Below are 15,912 nucleotides of genomic sequence, written 5' to 3' on the forward strand. Positions count from 1 at the left end.
ATGTTATCCGGTATTAGCCCCGGTTTCCCGGAGTTATCCCAGTCTTATGGGCAGGTTACCCACGTGTTACTCACCCGTCCGCCGCTAACTTCTTGAGAGCGAGCTCTCAATCCATTCGCTCGACTTGCATGTATTAGGCACGCCGCCAGCGTTCATCCTGAGCCAGGATCAAACTCTCCAATAAAGTTAGTTTGTCTAGCATCTAAAAATAAAAATTGACGTTTCACGTTGTTTGTTTCGTTCAGTTTTCAAAGAACTTGTCCGCCGCTTCAGAAGCGACTTCATCATATTAACATCTTCATTTTTCGATGTCAACTAAGTTTTTAAATTTATTTTTTGTCGTTTTCTGCGTTTCCGCATCAGCGACGTTTATTAATATACCATCATGATTTTTAAATAACAAGTGTTTTTTATAAAAAACACAAAAAAATTATCTATCCTACTTTCTTCTATAGAAAGAACTTATTATCCTTCCTACTAAAAATAGTTATTCTGATTGTATACTACTACACTTCATTCAACCAAATTGCATTTCACAATACCTTCCCAGGTTTTCATTCTCTTCTATATTAAAGTTTATAATAATTATCCTTCTATAGAATAACGATATAACTTAGCCGTAAGAAAAAATTCCATCCACATTAAACAATTCCAATGCAAATATAAACTTAAGAATATTGTTAGAATTTTTTTACATTTAATTAATGAAAAATATCCATTTTTTGTTATATAGTAAGAAAGGATGTACTCAACTATAAATAAACCAATGGAGGAATTATTTTATGGATAGGTTAACAAAGTTTTCATTAAAAAACCGAGCTGCCATTATCATCATGATTTTTCTCATTTCCATACTCGGTGTTTATTCCGGCTCTAAATTACCTATGGAATTTTTACCAAGTATCGACAATCCAGCAATTACCGTCACAACCTTATCTCAAGGACTCGACGCTGAAACGATGACAAAGGATGTAACTGATCCTCTCGAAAAACAATTTCGCAATTTAGAACACGTCGACACCATTACTTCTTCTACATACGAGGGATTATCACGTATCGACATTGCGTATACATCAAAAGCAAACATGAAAGATGCAGCACGCGAAGTCGAAAAAGCCGTCAATACAATTAAATTACCTAAAGATGTAACCAAGCCCGTAGTTAGTCAACTAAACACTTCTATGATTCCACTCGCCCAAATTACTATCCAGAAACAAAACGGGTTTTCAAAAGCAGATGAAAAACAAATTGAAAAAGAAATCGTACCACAACTCGAAAACATTGATGGTGTTGCTAATGTTATGTTTTTCGGAAAATCCACCTCTGAATTATCTATCGTACTTGATCCGAACCAATTAAAAAACAAAAACGTAACATCACAGCAGGTACTCACTGTTTTACAAGGAAAAGAAACTTCTACTCCAGCTGGGGCAATTACTGTTAATCAGGAAGAATACAACCTCCGCGTCATTGGGGACATAAAAAATGTAAATGACATTAAAAACATCACTGTGGTACCCCAAGTGAAATTGCAAGACATTGCTCAAATCGAAATCAAACAGCACTACGATACAATCTCACATATAAACGGAGAAGAAGGCACTGGATTAATCATCATGAAAGAACCGAGTAAAAATGCTGTTGCAATTGGAAAAGAGATTGATAAAAAAGTTAAAGAGATAAATAAGGAATATAAAGATCAGTTTTCCATTAAACTTTTGGCCTCAACCCATGAACAAGTTGAAAATGCTGTTACTAGCATGGGAAAAGAAGTAATACTTGGAGCAATCGCTGCAACTCTAATTATCTTAATCTTTTTACGTAACTTCCGAACAACACTCATCGCTGTTGTCAGTATTCCATTATCTATTTTATTAACACTCTTTTTACTACATCAATCTAACATCACACTTAACATTTTAACCCTTGGTGGTTTAGCTGTTGCGGTTGGACGTCTCGTTGATGATAGTATCGTTGTCATCGAGAATATTTTCCGCCGTTTACAAAAAGATTCTTTCTCTAAAAATATTATTCTTGATGCAACGAAAGAAGTCGCCGTCGCAATTACTTCTTCTACTTTAACAACGGTCGCTGTTTTTTTACCTATCGGCCTCATATCAGGAGCAATCGGAAAATTAATGTTACCTATGGTATTAGCAGTTGTATATTCTATTCTATCATCCTTAATCGTTGCACTAACAGTCGTTCCACTTATGGCTTTTTTACTACTCAAAAAAACAAAGCATCGAAAGCCAAGTTCTTCATCACGATATGTCGCTACGTTAAAGTGGTCTCTTTCTCATAAATTCATTATTCTACTTACTGCATTTTTATTATTTGCAGGATCAATTGCAGTCTATATATTACTACCGAAAGCAAACATAAAATCTGAGGACGACACAATGTTATCTATTAACATGACATTTCCAGCCGATTATAATGCTGAAGCTCAAAAACAAAAAGCATTCGATCTCGAAAAGAAATTACTTTCTAATTCAGATGTAACAGACGTCATTTTACGAATGGGATCTAGCGCAGAAGATGCACAATGGGGGCAAACAACTAAAAATAACCTTGCTAGTATATTTGTAGTCTTTAAAAAAGGTTCTGATATTGATCAATATATTAAAGAGTTAAAAAAGGAAAATAAAACTTTTGAGCCTGCTGAACTTGATTATATAAAAACAAGTTATTCAAGCTCTGGCGGTGGCAACAACTTACAATTTAACGTAACAGCTACTAACGAAGCGGATTTAAAAGAGGCGGCTACTATCGTCGAAACAAAACTAAAAAGCATGGATGATCTTTCTAAAGTAAAAACGAATTTAGAAGACTCTAAGAAAGAATGGCAAATTCATATTGATCAAACAAAGGCTGAACAACTAGGTTTAACACCAGAAATAGCTGCGCAACAAGTAGCATTCCTTATGAAGAAATCACCTATTGGCGAAATTACAATTAATAATGAAAAAACTACTATTATGATAGAACACAAAAAGGAAAACATTAATAAACAAGAAGATATTTTAAATACAAACATACTATCACCTATTAACGGACCAATCCCTTTAAAAGACATCGCAACTATTTCAGAAAAACAAACGCAAACAGAAATTTTCCATAAAGACGGAAAAGAAACAATCCAAATTACTGCCGAAGCTTCAAATGAAGATTTGAGTAAAGTAAACACAGCCGTAAATAAAGCGATAACTGACTTAGATTTACCTAGCGGTGCAAAAGTAAATATCGCAGGAGCTACTGAATCTATGCAAGAGAATTTTACAGATTTATTCAAAATTATGGGGATCGCAATCGGGATTGTATATTTAATTATGGTTATCACCTTCGGGCAAGCACGTGCTCCTTTTGCAATCCTATTCTCCTTGCCGTTAGCTGCTGTCGGTGGTATTTTAGGATTAATCATTTCACGAACACCTGTTGATGTAAATTCCTTGATTGGCGCATTAATGTTAATCGGGATTGTTGTTACAAACGCTATTGTATTAATAGAAAGAGTCCAACAAAATCGGGAACACGGAATGGAAACTAGAGAAGCCTTACTTGAAGCAGGTTCTACTAGACTACGCCCAATTATTATGACAGCTATTACAACAATCGTTGCTATGCTCCCGCTCCTATTTGGCCAATCCCAAGCAGGAAGTATGGTATCAAAAAGTTTAGCCGTCGTTGTCATCGGCGGTTTGGCAGTCTCAACTGTTCTTACATTAGTAGTCGTTCCAGTTATGTATGAACTATTAGATAAAATCGGGAGAAAAAGACGCTCCCGTAGGAAAATAAGCACTTCTACAGAAACACCTGATATTTAAAAACAAAAGGCGTTATCTTCACAAATGAAGATAACGCCTTCTCTCTATTTAGTCATATAATCCATCATTTTTTCCACATATTGCTCTATAGGTTTACTAGAATCCACAATAAGGTATTCATTATTTGAAGGTCTTTTACTACCATTTAACCACTTTTCAAAACCTACTTCCGACTCCACCTTTTCAATTTGACTGATCATACGCTTACGTGTTTGCAGTCTCCTATTAATCTCTTCCATATCATTAAGATAACACTCAATATATTTATATTTCACACCATGTTTATTTGATAATTCAATCCCTTTTTCAACCATTCCCTCATATAAACACGGACTATCCAATATAACACTATGCCCTTGTTCTAAATAAGAATCAATTAATACCCATTCGGCATCATACGCAAGCCCACCAACAATCGTTGATTCAATTCCTTTTACTTTTAATGATTTTAACAACGCGGATTTCAAAACATCATGATCTATAATTACAGCACCTGTTAATTTCGCTATATACTTAGAAACTGTCGATTTTCCTGACCCAGGAAAACCTGACATTTGCAGAAAAAACAAATTAAAACTCCTCTCTAAATTACATCTGTTCGTCTTTATAATTAATTACAAATTCAACAATCATTACATCCATTCCTTCTATATTAAAATACAAAAGAACCCCCTATCTATAAATAGAGAGTTCTTCTTTATAATTTATGCCGCTTTTACCTTTTTCGTTGTTTTACTTTTTCTTTTCGTTCCTGTAAAGCGCTTGTGTAATATAGACGCTATCAAGCGTGAAATAACATTGAATAGTAATACCATAATAATTAATACAGCTGCAGATTTTGTCGCAATCAACTTCGCATCTGGAATAACTCCTTCAGAATTTAATTTCCAAATGTGAACCGCTAATGTTTCAGCTGGTCTAAACGGATTTAGAGGATGCGCAGGACTTGAGAAATCCGCTGCTGAATTTAAAATCGGGGATGTTAAACCCGCTGTGTAAATTAATGCTGCCGCTTCCCCAAATATACGACCCGCCGCTAAAATAATCCCTGTAATAATTTGTGGTAATGACGATGGGATAATAATACGAGCGATTGTTTGCCACTTCGTTGCACCTAATCCAAGACTTGCCTCTTTTACATTATGAGGCACTTCTGAAATCGCATTTTCACAAACACGCGTTAAACCTGGTAAATTTAAAATAGTTAAAGCAAGAGCACCACCCATTACTGTGTATCCCCAACCTGTCATTGTAACGAACACTAACAAACCAAATAAACCAACAACAATAGAAGGTAAAGACGCCATCGTCTCTATACATAGACGAACAAAATTTAAAAAACGTCCTTGTTTTGCGTACTCTGCTAAATATATTCCAGCACCTAATCCAAGAGGAATAGATATAATAAGCGTTATAACAAGCATGTAGAAGGAATTGAATAACTGCGGACCAATCCCACCACCAGCTCTTGTATTGCTTGGTTCTCCAAACAAGAAATTAGGATCCCAAAATCCCCATCCCTTTTGTAAAATCTCAAATACTAAGAACACTAGCAAAGCTACAACTAAAGCCGCAACCGCATAAAAGATACCCGTCCAAACTTTATTTACCGTTCTTGCATTCATTATTATCGCTCACCTCTTTGCCCAATCGCTCGAATTACTAAAATAAACAGGAATGAAATAACAAGTAAAATCATCGCTAAAGTCCATAGCGCATTGTTCCAAGCAGTTCCGTTCAATGTATTCGTCATGTCCATTGTTAAAATACCAGTTAACGTCGCTGTCGGACTATATATTCCTTCTGGTAATTTAATCGTATTCCCGATTACCATCTGAACCGCTAACGCTTCACCGAAAGCACGCGCTAAGCCTAAAACAACACCTGTTAAAATCCCTTTTTTCGCAGCAGGAACAATCACTCGGCTAATCGCTTGCCATTTCGTTGATCCTAGACCATAAGAAGCTTCTAAATAATCAAATGGAACAGAACGTATTGCATCAGAAGCGATACTAGCAATAGTAGGTAAAATCATAATACTTAATACAACAATACCCGCAATTAAACTAAAGCCTACTCCCCCAAACGAATCACGTAATAGTGGTACTAAAATCGTAACCCCTAATAATCCGTATACAACCGAAGGAATACCCACTAACAATTCTAGAACAGGCTTCAATACTTTATTTCCAAACTTTGGCGAAATTAAATTCATGAATATAGCAAGAGCTATAGCAATTGGTGCACTAATAATAACCGCACCTAACGAAACCACCGTTGAACCTACAATGAAAATTAAAGCCCCGAAGGATCCTTGATCAGCATTTGGATTCCATTTTGTCGATGTTAACATCTCAGTAAATGAGATACCACTTTGTGTAAAAGATTGAATACCTTTACCACAAATAAACGCAATAATAGCTAATGTAATTAAAACAATAAAAATACCACAAAACGTAACAAGTGATCTTCCTATATATTCACTTTTCACGTAATTAATTTGTTTTTTCCCCTTCATCACAGGACAGACCCCACTTCACAGATTGAAATGAACAGGACTGGCCTTGCAGCCAGCCCCATAAAACTTTATTACTTATTTAATTTAGACATTGGAATGTAGCCCATATCTTCTACTTGCTTTTCAAAGTCTTTACCTTTTACATAATCGATGTAAGCTTTTGTTGCTTCTTTCGCTTCACCTTTTGTTACCATATACTCGTAAGACCAGAATGGATATTTACCAGACGCAATGTTTTCAACTTTCGGTTCAGCACCATCAATTTTCACTGTTTGTAGTGCACCTTTTTTATCTCCAACCATGTAAGACATCGCTAAATAGCTTACTGAACCTGGAGTAGAATTGATAGCTTGCTCTACTGCACCGTTAGAATCTTGTGTTGTACCAGTTCCATCATTAATTTTCGCGTCTTTCATAATCGTTTTTTCAAATGTAGCACGTGTACCAGATGAAGCCGGACGATTAATTACGTTGATTTTTTCATCTTTTCCGCCTACTTCTTTCCAGTTTGTTACTTTTCCAGTGAAGATATCTTGTACTTGTTGCACTGTTAAGTTATCAACTTTTACATCTTTATTTACGACAAGAGCGAATGCAATACCCGCTACCTTGTTATCTACTAATTCTTTCGCCTTTTCAGCATCTTTTATTTTATCTCCAGACGGAACATCTGAATTACCAATTTGTACTGCACCAGATGCTACTTGGTTAATCCCAGTTCCACTACCGCCACCTTGAACTTGAATAGAAACTTTTGAATTTTTCTCCATGAATTTCTTTCCAGCTTCCTCCGCAAGAGGTAGAAGAGCTGTAGAACCAGCTGCTGCAATCGTACCTGATAATTCTTGTTTTGTATTATCGCTTCCTTTAGCAGTTTCTTTACTAGTTGTATCTTCTGCTTTCCCACACCCAACTAATGCTCCTGCTACCACTAAAGCTGCTAAAGAAAATTTAATACCTTTTTTCATAACCATGTCTTGTACCCCCATTTGGATTATCACTTTTCGAATTCATTTTCTTTCGAACACAAATTCATTGTAGGACAACAATATTATGTGAGTGTTAAGCAATTTTTAATTTTAAGTAAATGACGATAATCATCCTTAAAAGCTAGGAATCCCAACATTTGTAGTTAAAGAAGCAAACAAAAACCACACTAACTATGCTGTAATGTAAATTTATTCTTAACAATGTAAATTCAATGTAAATGTTTTTCTCTCTTTTTCCCTTTTAGTTAAAGTTACATTTACAATTCCGCTGTATTTTGTAACTTTTTCACGCCTAATTTATGTACATTAAAAAGAATTTCAGTAATATTTTTTAGTACAACTAAATACATTGGAACAATTCTAAAATTAAATGAATATTTTTAAAGTACTAATTGACAACATAATCCAATGTGGTCTACTATATTACTAACAAAAAGTTTACCTTAGGAAACTTTTTAAACTTAAACTAACAATATAGAGATGAGGTAACTTTTATGGTATCGGCTAATACTAAACCCCTTTCCGAATTTAAAACAGGAGAGTTTGTACAAATTGAGAAGATACAATTAGAAGGAACTATGAAACGACGTTTATTAGATTTGGGATTTATCCCTGGGGCAACGATTAAAGTATTGCAACGCAGTCCACTTGGAGATCCGGTCGCTTATCAAGTGAGCAACACAACTATTGCACTACGCAAAGAAGAAAGCTCCCTTATTTTCGGGGTATTAATAGGAGATGATTTCAGATGAGCAAACATCGTATTGCTTTAGCTGGTAACCCGAATACCGGGAAAAGTACATTATTTAATACTTTAACAGGTTTAAAACAACATACTGGAAACTGGACGGGAAAAACCGTTTTAAAAGCTGAAGGAGAATATGAACATAACGGAAGTAATTATACATTAATAGATTTACCTGGAACTTACTCGCTATACTCAAATTCCGCAGATGAAGAAGTAGCGAGGGATTATATTATATTCGAAAAACCAGAAGTAACTGTAGTTGTCATAGACGCAACTGCTATGGAAAGAAATTTAAATTTAGCACTCCAGGTGATGGAGATGACAAATAATGTAGTCATTTGCATTAACTTAATTGATGAAGCCGAGAAAAAAGGCATTATTATTGATGAAAAGAAATTAGCAAAATCACTTGGTGTACCTGTGGTTAAAATTTCAGCACGTAACCGAGTAGGTATTGGTCATTTGCTAAATGTTATTGCGAAAGTAGCAAATAAAAAACTAATTCCAACACCAATTAAAATTACTTACAGCGAAAAAATCGAAAATATGATTCAGGAATTAGAACCACAAATTTATAAAGTGTTCGGTGATACGTATCCAGCACGTTGGATTGCGTTACGTATATTAGATGGAGATAAAAATTTCTTAACTACACTTCAAAAACACCATAATGAACCACTTGTAAGGGAGGTCGTAATTAATGGAATCTCACTCAGCCAGTAAAGCTCTTCCATTAGACTATATTATTCAACATGCACAAACACTTTCAAAAGAAGATATACGAGATGATATAGTCGGAGATATTTACCGAACATCTGCAAGCATATGTAAAGAATCCGTTCAATATACAAATACTGATAAGTTATATCGTTCCGAAAAACTGGATAAGGTTTTCACATCTCCAATCTGGGGATTCCCAATTATGCTCGGTATTTTATCTATTATTTTTTATCTTACAATTGCAGGCGCTAACGTACCATCTGACATGATTGCCGAATTCTTCGGATGGGCCGAAGGATATTTAACATCTTGGTTCCAAGCAGCGCATGCACCTGAATGGTTACATGGCATTTTAATACTTGGTTTATTCCGTGGTATCGGAGCTGTTATTAGCGTTATGTTACCACCTATGGCAATCTTTTTCCCCATGTTCGCACTATTAGAAAACTACGGATACTTACCACGTGTCGCGTTTAATATGGACCGCTTATTCAAACGATCTGGCGCACACGGGAAACAATCTTTAACAATGGCAATGGGATTTGGTTGTAATGCAGCAGCCATTATGTCAACACGTATCATTGAATCACCACGTGAACGTATGCTAGCAATTTTAACGAACAACTTCGTTCCTTGTAACGGTCGCTGGCCTATGTTAATTTTAATGGCTTCACTATTTATGGCTGCTGGTTATACAGGCAGTATGCAAACATTGGTTACTGCTGGCGTTGTAGTTGGAATGGTTGTAATTGGTGTTATTATGACATTAACCGTTTCTTGGGTACTATCAAAAACAGCCTTAAAAGGGGTTCCAACTCACTACACACTTGAGTTACCTCCATACCGCAAGCCAAAAGTTTGGAATACAATTGTTCGCGCAACACTCGATAAATCAATCTACGTTTTAAAACGAGCTATAGTTGTTGCTGCCCCTGCAGCTGCATTAACTTGGTTACTTGCTAACATTTTTATCGGTGACACAAGCTTACTTATGTATTTTGTAAACTTCCTAGATCCATTTGCTAAAACGTTAGGACTTGACGGGTTTATTCTAGCTGCATTCATTCTTGGACTACCCGCTAATGAAATTGTAATCCCAATTTTATTAATGTCTTACTTGTCAACTGGGGCTTTAACTGAAATAGATGATTTTAATCAAATTAAAAATCTATTCCTAGAAAATGGTTGGACTTGGTTAACAGCGTTAAACACAATGTTGTTCTCACTTCTTCATTTCCCGTGTGGAACAACACTGGTTAACATATACAAAGAAACAAAAAGTGCAAAATGGACATTTTTATCGTTTGCAATCCCTACCGTTATCGCCATTGTTGTTACATTCCTCTCTACACAATTGGTACATTGGTTAGGGCTTGTATAAAACAAAGCATACATAGAAGGCATCCCCCTTCACATATGCTTTGTACGAAAGAAACCTGAAAATCATTCAGGTTTCTTTTTTTGTACATCAGTATTCCACGGCTGCGCTCCATACGTTGTGAGTTTTTTATGAATAAAATATATAGCTCCTGGAAGAACTGCCATTAATATCGTGCAACTAATCCCTAATCCAGTAAACACCTTCATCACCTTACTTTACTCTTTTTGGTAAAGCTGAACCTGAATGTTCAATTGTTGGATGAACATGAACATTAATTTCAGCTTTACTAAAGTAATTTTCGCCTTGATCCCAATTCTTACTTACCTTTTTCCACTCTTTATAATTATGTCGCTTATACACTTCCCCTAACTCTAATACATCTACCTTATATTTTTTTTGAACAAGTTTAATTGATTTTTGAATACGCTCCTCCATTTCCTCCGCGATGTTTTTCTTTAATCGCTTTTCATTCATAATTTGTTTATTATCATTAAAATGCAACTCAGCCAATGTCCCTTCCAAAGATAAGTGAATATCAAACTTAGGTTTTGTAGCATTTTCTGTAGATACTTTAATCTTTCGGCGCATCTTATGAATTTCATATGTAATAAGCTGACCATTTTTACGTATAGTAAAAAAACCTCCAATTTTTTTACCTATTATATAATTAATTCCTAATGTTTCTTCCCCACTCAAACTGCCTACACACTTATTATCCTTCCCACGAAACAACGCTGCCCCGTTCATTTGTACCCCTTGCTTTGTTAATTCAAGAATAGGTAATACGAAACTTCGGCCCGCAATCATCTTTTCCTGAACTTCACCAATTCTTGCAGCCTCAATCATTTGAGCATTTTTCGGAGGATGTTCAGCTAACATATCTATATACTGCGCCGGTAAATTTTCAGGCTTGGCACTTTGTTGTAAAATAGCTTCGGCATTTTTCTTAGAAACGAACAAACGAATATTTCTTCTCATCTCATGATCGCGAATATATACATCTAACGTATTTTGTAAAACATATGGATTGGCTAGTAAATCTTTAGAAAAAATTATCACTTGTATATGCGGAAAGAATAATGAACGACTAATTTTTTTGGCGATAATTCGTATTTGCTCAAAGACACTATCTGCCTTCGCACTCACATTAATATAATTTTCGCTATCCCCACCGCCTTGTCCACCTTGTTGTACTAACCTAGGAAGCACCATCTGATACGTCCCTTTCATAATTGGATTCGATTGTTTTTTTTTCACAATATCATAAGCTGCGCCTACTACAAATCCTCTCTCTTCTATTTCTTCTAGCTCAGAGCACCCACTTATAGATCCCGCTAAAACCATAACCATTATAATTTTAAGAAGGTGTTTCATTTCTACCATTCCTTCTTTTTATTTTATATACAATTAAAACCAACAAAGGTGCTAACACGACAAATCCCATATCTATCCAAGCTAAATAAGTCCCATAACTTGACAAAGCATTCAAACTACTAGGTATCATATTCACCATAAAAATAATCGGGGCACTTACAAAAATGAAAATATGTTTCTTCACTTTCGGAAACATAGCACAAAATAATAAAGATGCGACGTCATAATACATTGCAGTAGTGTTATAAATAGTAATAATCCAAGTCGTAAAAAAAATCGCATCAAACCTTTCTAAAAACCCTCCACCAATTTCAATTTCTTTCCCTAATTCAATTGTTGGATATGTCAATCCACGTGTTGTCATATACGTAAAAACACTAATACAAGTTACATAAATTAAAATGTATGACAACACGTTTACCATCACCGCTTTCGCAACTGCCATCGGCGCTTTTTTCGCTGTCTTATCATTCAGCAACACCGCATAAAACAGAGCTACCTCAAATCCAATAAACGTAAAAATAGAATTTTTAACGCCAACTGCATATTGACTAATATTCGTTTGAAAAGCTGGTAGTAAATTATTTATTTCCATTAAGTTCACATTCAATAAAGAAAGAAGCACTATCGCAATTAAAACAATAGGTAAGAATAGAACACTTAACCTTAATAAGGCCGCTCTTGATCCTGCTATTCCATAAATAACAACTAATAAAAAGAAGAAAGAAAGTAGCTGTACTGGTGTATCACTAAATAAGTACGTTTGTGAAATAACTGCAATCATTCGCGATTCATACGCTGTCAAAGCAGCAAACGTTAATACTAAAACCATACTAATCGTGTATGCCACCGGCTTCGTCAAATGTGCACTCGTATATTGAACAAAGTTTTGTTTTGGGAATAAAATAGCTACCCTCGTTACAAACCAACCTAAAACCGCGCATATCAATCCACCCAAAAGCAAAATAATCCAACCGTCTGAAAATAAGGTTTGCATAGCAATATCTCGCGGCATAGACAATGCACCTATCCCAATAATTGTCGACGATACCGCAAAACCAAGTTCCCGAGATCCAATTTCTTCATCCCCATATTCAAATGGTTTCAATTACTCTCGCTCCTTTGGACGTATTGTAGAATCTTTCGTTTGTAAGTACTCTGGTCTATCTTTCAACATCGATTTTGGCATACGAATAAATTCTTCTTTCCAATCTTTATAAAATGCCGGAGCAATAGGCGTTGTATATGGCACCCCAACACTCTTCAAATTCGTAATATGAACCGCAAGTGCAATAAGGGCTAAAATAATTCCATATAGCCCAAAAGCAGTCGCCGCTAAAACAAAGACAAAAAGTAAAATCCGAAACGTAATTGTAATGCTATATACAGGCAGTGAAAATGTAGCAATTGCAGTAACTGCAATAATAATTACTAAAAAAGGATTTACAATTCCTGCATTCACCGCCGCTTCCCCAATTACAAGACCGCCTACAATCCCAATTGTTTGTCCCATCGGTTTCGGTAATCTAATTCCTGCTTCTCGTATTAACTCCATCGTTAATGCCATCATTAACGTTTCTATATATGCCGGAAATGGTACCCCTTCTCTCGCTCCCGCAATAGAATAAGCTAGTTTAGATGGGATAAGCCCTTGGTGGTACGATACAAGCGCTACGTACATGGCAGGTAATAAAACAGCAGCAATACCTGATCCCATACGTAAAATTCTTAATAACGTTCCAATTACCCAACGCTCATAATGATCTTCGACAGATTGAAAAATATCAACAAATACAAGTGGAGCTATAAGAGCAAACGGTGATCCATCCACCAAAATAGCTGCCTTCCCTTTCGTTAATGAGGCTACGATATTGTCCGGTCTTTCCGTATTTAAAAATTGCGGAAACGGTGATAAATTATTATCTTGAATTAATTGCTCAATCGTTCCCGTCTCAAAAATGACATCTGTCACTATTGATTGAAGACGCCGATCTAACTCTTTTACAATGTAAGGGTTAATAATGTCTTCTATATATACTAAAGTCACTTCCTTTTGAGATCGCTTCCCCATAATATAAGATTGAAACCTTAATTTTGGATCACGTAAACTGCGTCGGATTAACATTTTATTCACATTAATATCTTCATTTAATCCAACTCTCGGTCCGCGTATTAAATCTTCTGTCACTGGTGGTTCTAAACTTCTTTTCTCCCAAGCCCTACTATTAATAACGATAGCAGTTTGAATATTATCGATTAATATAACTGTATCTCCCGCTAAAATTGCATTTATAATATCCGGAAACGTTGTTTTCATTCCTACTTCTGCGATAGAAATAAAGCGATCCAATAACGTTTGAACAACAGCTTCTTCTTTTTGTATTTCTTCATATTGAAGTGTGCGAACCACATATTTATAAACATTATCCTTATCTGTCAATCCACATAAAAACACAACCGCACAACGTGTAAAACTCCCAGCAAGAGCAACTTCTCTAATTGTTAAATCATTAGGTGAACCTAACTCATCCCTAATTTCTTTCATAACTTCAAATAAGTTACCTTCAAGCTCTAACAATTTCCCCACCTAACTTCCTTTTCAACAAGTTTTTAGTTAGATTCCGCTAATAGAAGAAAATATATACAAAAAAGAGCTATCTCTTTTCAAAGATAGCTCCAATAAACGAATTACTTTTCTACTATTATACTGTTTTTCTTTATAGATACACCTTTTGTAAATCCACTAACTACAAACATCACAATCATATTAATTAACAATGCGACTATGCCTACATTCAAATCTTTTATATACTGCGGAAAACTTGGAAACATCGTGGCTATAGTTGAACCAGATAAGGTAATATATGCGACCACTAACAGCCCAACTCCCATTCCTGCAATCGCTCCTTGCTTCGTAATAATTTGGCGTGGAAACAAGCTACATACAAGTGCAGGGAAAAGTTGCGTAACGATACTGTATCCCATTAAAAGAAGGGCTCCTATTGTTTCTCCTCCTTTAAATGTAAATAAAACTGCTACGAGCGTTACTGCAGGTACAAATAGCTTTGCGGCTTTTGCAACTTGTCTATCTGAAGCTGACGGAACGATCGTTCGATAAATATTTTTCGCTAACAATGTAGAAGCCGCCATAACAAGCATAGAGCCTGGAACCAATGCCGTTAATACTCCCGCACTACCAATAATTCCAATAAACCAAGGATCAAAAGTTCGTAAAGCAAGACGGACTAACGAAAGATCTACATCCGCTCCCTTTAACCCAGGAACTTGCAGTATAGCAGCAAACCCTGCGAAAAATACGAAAAGTAACACTAAAGAATACAGTGGCATAATTGCTGCATTTTTACGAAATACTTTTTCATTTTTTGCAGAAAAAGCAGAAGCAAATGTATGAGGCCACATATAGAAACCGAGGGCCGTTAATATAATAGTAGAAACAAACCAAGAAATACTCATTCCTTCTTCAGGTAAAGATAAAAATCCTGGTTTCGCTGCTTCTACAGCTTCAAACATCGGCTGAAATCCTCCATAATAATGATACGGTAAATATATACCTAAAAACATAACGATAAACAGTATCATAATATCCTTCAAAGCAGCCGTCCAAGCTGAACCGTGTATACCTGAAACCATTACATATATAGTTATAACAATGGCACCAATCCAAACCGCAACAACAGGTGATACCCTTCCGTAAGACGCTTCTGAAACGATAATTCCCAGTCCCTTTAACTGTAAAACAAGATATGGGATGATGGAAACAACACCAACAATTGAAACAATAAGTCCAAGCGCTTTACTTCTGTATTTCTTCGCAAAAAAATCCGACTGCGAAACAAGGTTATGCTCTTTTGCATACTTCCAAATCGGTGGCAATAAAAAATACGATAAAAGATAAGCTAAAGCGCCATAGCCTAAAATATAAAAGGTAGGTGCGCCTTTACTATATGCCCAGCCGCTTCCTCCTAAAAATGTAAACGTCGTATAAATTTCACCTGCCATAAGGAGAAAAACAAAAATAGTACCAAACCCTCTTCCCCCAACTGACCATTGCTCTAAATTCATATCTTTTCCATGTTGTGCCCGAATCCCTAAAAATAGTGCGAGAAACAAAAATAAAATAATGATAAGTAATGCAGTCATTTTACATCCTCCTTATTAGCAGGATCACACACGTACAAAAGCCCCATACAAAGAGATGTAATAAACACTGATAATAATACCCAAAATAATAAAAATGGCATCCCTAATACGTAAGGAGTAACTGAATTCGCAAATATCGGCCCAACTACTAAACAAAGAACTGGGATAAGCGCTAGAATGTGTATTTTCTTCAT

General features: G+C 35.7%; 14 protein-coding genes and 1 rRNA gene. 4 read left to right on the top strand and 11 right to left on the bottom strand.

Annotated elements, in window-relative coordinates; all coding sequences use genetic code 11:
- A 16S ribosomal RNA gene (locus ACTJJY_RS13195) occupies nucleotides 1-184 on the bottom strand; the annotation flags it as partial.
- A 598-nt stretch (nucleotides 185-782) separates the two neighbouring features.
- Here ACTJJY_RS13195 and ACTJJY_RS13200 point away from each other — a divergent pair.
- Nucleotides 783-3,827, top strand: coding sequence for an efflux RND transporter permease subunit (locus tag ACTJJY_RS13200; RefSeq protein WP_440605688.1), 3,045 nt, complete (start codon nucleotides 783-785; stop codon nucleotides 3,825-3,827).
- 44 nt (nucleotides 3,828-3,871) lie between these two features.
- On the opposite strand, the gene ACTJJY_RS13205 is transcribed toward ACTJJY_RS13200, so the two are convergent.
- The 4 genes from ACTJJY_RS13205 to ACTJJY_RS13220 all read right to left on the bottom strand — a co-directional run bounded on the left by ACTJJY_RS13205 (nucleotide 3,872) and on the right by ACTJJY_RS13220 (nucleotide 7,319).
- Nucleotides 3,872-4,396: an AAA family ATPase gene (locus ACTJJY_RS13205; RefSeq protein WP_223618306.1), complete on the bottom strand. Its 525-nt coding sequence runs from the start codon at nucleotides 4,394-4,396 to the stop codon at nucleotides 3,872-3,874.
- A gap of 135 nt (nucleotides 4,397-4,531) precedes the next feature.
- Nucleotides 4,532-5,452 (bottom strand): phosphate ABC transporter permease PstA, encoded by a 921-nt coding sequence (gene pstA / locus ACTJJY_RS13210; protein WP_098919687.1) that lies wholly within the window; start codon nucleotides 5,450-5,452, stop codon nucleotides 4,532-4,534.
- A gap of 2 nt (nucleotides 5,453-5,454) precedes the next feature.
- Entirely contained in the window at nucleotides 5,455-6,345 is an 891-nt protein-coding gene (gene pstC / locus ACTJJY_RS13215) for a phosphate ABC transporter permease subunit PstC (protein ID WP_000676676.1), read from the bottom strand.
- Nucleotides 6,346-6,416: 71 nt separating this feature from the next.
- A complete protein-coding gene (locus ACTJJY_RS13220; RefSeq protein ID WP_000245112.1) occupies nucleotides 6,417-7,319 on the bottom strand; it encodes a phosphate ABC transporter substrate-binding protein PstS family protein in 903 nt (300 codons plus the stop codon).
- 509 nt (nucleotides 7,320-7,828) lie between these two features.
- Between ACTJJY_RS13220 and ACTJJY_RS13225 the strand changes: the two genes are divergently transcribed.
- From ACTJJY_RS13225 to ACTJJY_RS13235, 3 genes are read left to right on the top strand one after another with little or no spacing between them, the layout of a single operon-like run.
- The gene (locus tag ACTJJY_RS13225; RefSeq protein WP_000252989.1) at nucleotides 7,829-8,086 is read left to right on the top strand and encodes a FeoA family protein; all 258 of its coding nucleotides are present in this window, start codon (nucleotides 7,829-7,831) and stop codon (nucleotides 8,084-8,086) included.
- Nucleotides 8,083-8,805 (top strand): FeoB small GTPase domain-containing protein, encoded by a 723-nt coding sequence (locus ACTJJY_RS13230; protein WP_106823158.1) that lies wholly within the window; start codon nucleotides 8,083-8,085, stop codon nucleotides 8,803-8,805. The genes ACTJJY_RS13225 and ACTJJY_RS13230 overlap by 4 nt, the downstream gene beginning before the upstream one ends.
- A complete protein-coding gene (locus ACTJJY_RS13235; RefSeq protein WP_223618305.1) occupies nucleotides 8,783-10,183 on the top strand; it encodes a nucleoside recognition domain-containing protein in 1,401 nt (466 codons plus the stop codon). The genes ACTJJY_RS13230 and ACTJJY_RS13235 overlap by 23 nt, the downstream gene beginning before the upstream one ends.
- Nucleotides 10,184-10,245: 62 nt before the next feature.
- Here the strand turns inward: ACTJJY_RS13235 and ACTJJY_RS13240 are convergent, their stop codons facing one another.
- From ACTJJY_RS13240 to ACTJJY_RS13265, 6 genes are all read right to left on the bottom strand, one after another.
- Complete coding sequence (locus ACTJJY_RS13240) at nucleotides 10,246-10,392, bottom strand: hypothetical protein (protein ID WP_158081078.1); 147 nt, start codon at nucleotides 10,390-10,392, stop codon at nucleotides 10,246-10,248.
- Nucleotide 10,393: 1 nt separating this feature from the next.
- The gene (locus ACTJJY_RS13245; protein ID WP_440605689.1) at nucleotides 10,394-11,557 is read right to left on the bottom strand and encodes a Ger(x)C family spore germination protein; all 1,164 of its coding nucleotides are present in this window, start codon (nucleotides 11,555-11,557) and stop codon (nucleotides 10,394-10,396) included.
- Nucleotides 11,541-12,665, bottom strand: coding sequence for a spore germination protein GerLB (gene gerLB / locus ACTJJY_RS13250; protein ID WP_223618303.1), 1,125 nt, complete (start codon nucleotides 12,663-12,665; stop codon nucleotides 11,541-11,543). The genes ACTJJY_RS13245 and gerLB overlap by 17 nt, the downstream gene beginning before the upstream one ends.
- Nucleotides 12,666-14,144 carry a spore germination protein GerLA gene (gene gerLA / locus ACTJJY_RS13255; protein ID WP_142254822.1) on the bottom strand — a complete coding sequence of 493 codons (1,479 nt, stop codon included), beginning with the start codon at nucleotides 14,142-14,144 and terminating at the stop codon, nucleotides 12,666-12,668.
- Between the two features lie 101 nt (nucleotides 14,145-14,245).
- Complete coding sequence (locus ACTJJY_RS13260; protein ID WP_440605690.1) at nucleotides 14,246-15,718, bottom strand: sodium:solute symporter family protein; 1,473 nt, start codon at nucleotides 15,716-15,718, stop codon at nucleotides 14,246-14,248.
- On the bottom strand, nucleotides 15,715-15,912 hold the full coding sequence (locus ACTJJY_RS13265; protein WP_440605691.1) for a DUF3311 domain-containing protein: 198 nt from the start codon (nucleotides 15,910-15,912) through the stop codon (nucleotides 15,715-15,717). Before ACTJJY_RS13265 ends, ACTJJY_RS13260 begins: the two co-directional genes overlap by 4 nt.

It is taken from the genome of Bacillus sp. 22475, from assembly GCF_052044835.1.
Lineage (GTDB): Bacteria > Bacillota > Bacilli > Bacillales > Bacillaceae_G > Bacillus_A > Bacillus_A cereus.